Genomic DNA, 255 nt, shown 5'->3' on the forward strand with positions numbered 1-255 from the left:
GAGTGCTCTTGCGTAGCAACTAATGACAAGGGTTGCGCTCGTTGCGGGACTTAACCCAACATCTCACGACACGAGCTGACGACAGCCATGCAGCACCTGTGTGCAGGTTCTCTTTCGAGCACTCCCAAATCTCTCCGGGATTCCTGCCATGTCAAGGGTAGGTAAGGTTTTTCGCGTTGCATCGAATTAATCCACATCATCCACCGCTTGTGCGGGTCCCCGTCAATTCCTTTGAGTTTTAATCTTGCGACCGTA

The 255-nt window shown here is 51.8% G+C and carries 1 rRNA gene; it reads right to left on the reverse strand.

Going from position 1 to position 255, the window contains the following annotated elements:
* Window positions 1-255: ribosomal RNA gene (locus GM658_RS29915) — 16S ribosomal RNA — on the reverse strand; the annotation flags it as partial.

It is taken from the genome of Massilia eburnea, assembly GCF_009720745.1.
GTDB lineage: Bacteria > Pseudomonadota > Gammaproteobacteria > Burkholderiales > Burkholderiaceae_D > Rugamonas > Rugamonas eburnea.